This window comes from Pseudonocardia pini (assembly GCF_013870575.1).
Lineage (GTDB): Bacteria > Actinomycetota > Actinomycetes > Mycobacteriales > Pseudonocardiaceae > Pseudonocardia > Pseudonocardia pini.
Map to the genome: position 1 here is coordinate 1 of NZ_JACBXB010001045.1, position 1,505 is coordinate 1,505.

Consider the following 1,505-nt stretch of genomic DNA (forward strand, 5'->3'; position numbering starts at 1 on the left):
CGGGTTCGCCCCGCTCATCGCCGGGCGACCGCGCCCGAAGGTCCGCGGGCGCCGAACGAGCAGGTGGCACAGGACGGCGGCCCGGTCGCCGAGATCGCCCCCCGGGTCGTGCGGCTCGAGGGGCTGCACACCCCGCAGGGGTACGCCCGGTTCGTCGAGGACGTGCGGGCGCGGCTGGGGACCACGGTCGTCGCCGACGCCACGATCTACCCGGGCTACGCGGTCTTCTCCACCCCGCTCGCCGGGAACGCCGCCCGCGCGGAACGCTGGTACTACCGCGGCGGCGTCGAGGGGCCGGACGACCCGAGCACCCGCGACCGGGACGAGCCGCTCGTCGACCTCGCGGCGTTCAGCCCCGAGATCCTCATGCCGCTGGTCGCGGGCGCCCCGCAGAGCGTGCAGGTCCCGGACGCGGTCGTCAGCCACCTGATCGTCGAGGACGAGGGCGACGGCCCCCAGGTGCGCATCTACGCGTCCAACGAGGTCGACGAGTCCGGCTACCTGGAGGTCCGCCCGGACGGGTCGATCATCACGGTCCGGCCGTACGAGCCGAGCTGACCGGCCGCTGGTCGGCGCGCGGGAACCGGGTGGCGGCCCTAGCGTCGTCCCCATGGATCTCTCGGGGGCACGCACGCTCGTCGTCGGCGCGAGCGGGGTGCTGGGCGGGGCACTCGCCGCGGCCCTGGAGAAGGAGGGGGCGCGGGTCGTCACCGCCTCCCGGCGCGCCGGCTCGTTCGACGCGATGGACCTGGAGCGGTGCGCGGCCGTCGTCGACGAGGCCGCGGCGGAGCTCGGCGGGCTGGACCTGCTCGTCGTCGCGATCGGGGTGGCGGCCTTCGGGCCGGAGGCCGAGACGGACGTCGTGACCGAGCACCTGTTCACGGTGAACACCATGGCGCCCATGGCCTTCGTGCGCGCCGCGCTCCCGCGGTTCGACGGCGCGGGGACCGTCTGCGTGCTCAGCGCGATCCTCGCCGACGTCCCGACGCCCGGGATGGCGGCCTACTCCGCGAGCAAGGCGGGGCTGTCGGCCTGGCTGACCGCGCTGCGCGGCGAGCAGCGGAAGAAGGGCGTGCGGGTCTTCGACGTCCGGCCGCCGCACATCGAGACCGGGCTCGCAGGCCGGGCGGTCGCGGGCGAGGCCCTGCCGCTGAAGGCCGCGGCCGAGGTCGACGAGCTGGTCGGGCTGGTGCTCACGGGGCTGCGGGAGGACTCCCGGGAGCTGACGTTCGACCTGCGGAGGGGCGAGTTCGCCCGCCGCTGACCGGGCGGGTCGGTCTCGGGTCAGGCCGGGTCCGAGCCGGGCGGCACGGTGTCGGGGGCCGAGTCGGTGACGGTGTCCGTGGCGGGGTCGCCGACCCCCTCCCCGGTCGCCCTCCCACGGGCCTTCACCACGAGGAGGCCGACCACGGCCGCGACCACGACGAAGATCAGCAACACCCAGCCCCACCAGGGCAGACCCAGCAGCAGCGAGACGACCACTCCCGCGACCGCGGCACCGACGG

3 protein-coding genes are annotated in these 1,505 nt (G+C 75.7%); 2 read left to right on the forward strand and 1 reads right to left on the reverse strand.

Going from position 1 to position 1,505, the window contains the following annotated elements; translation table 11 throughout:
• Positions 1–558: hypothetical protein (locus H5J29_RS32320; protein ID WP_220188210.1), on the forward strand; the 558-nt coding region annotated here is incomplete at its 5' end.
• Between the two features lie 52 nt (positions 559–610).
• Positions 611–1,264: an SDR family NAD(P)-dependent oxidoreductase gene (locus H5J29_RS32325; RefSeq protein ID WP_181784704.1), complete on the forward strand. Its 654-nt coding sequence runs from the start codon at positions 611–613 to the stop codon at positions 1,262–1,264.
• A 20-nt stretch (positions 1,265–1,284) separates the two neighbouring features.
• Here H5J29_RS32325 and H5J29_RS32330 read toward each other — a convergent pair.
• The coding region (locus tag H5J29_RS32330; RefSeq protein WP_220188211.1) for a hypothetical protein at positions 1,285–1,505 on the reverse strand (221 nt) is incomplete at its 5' end.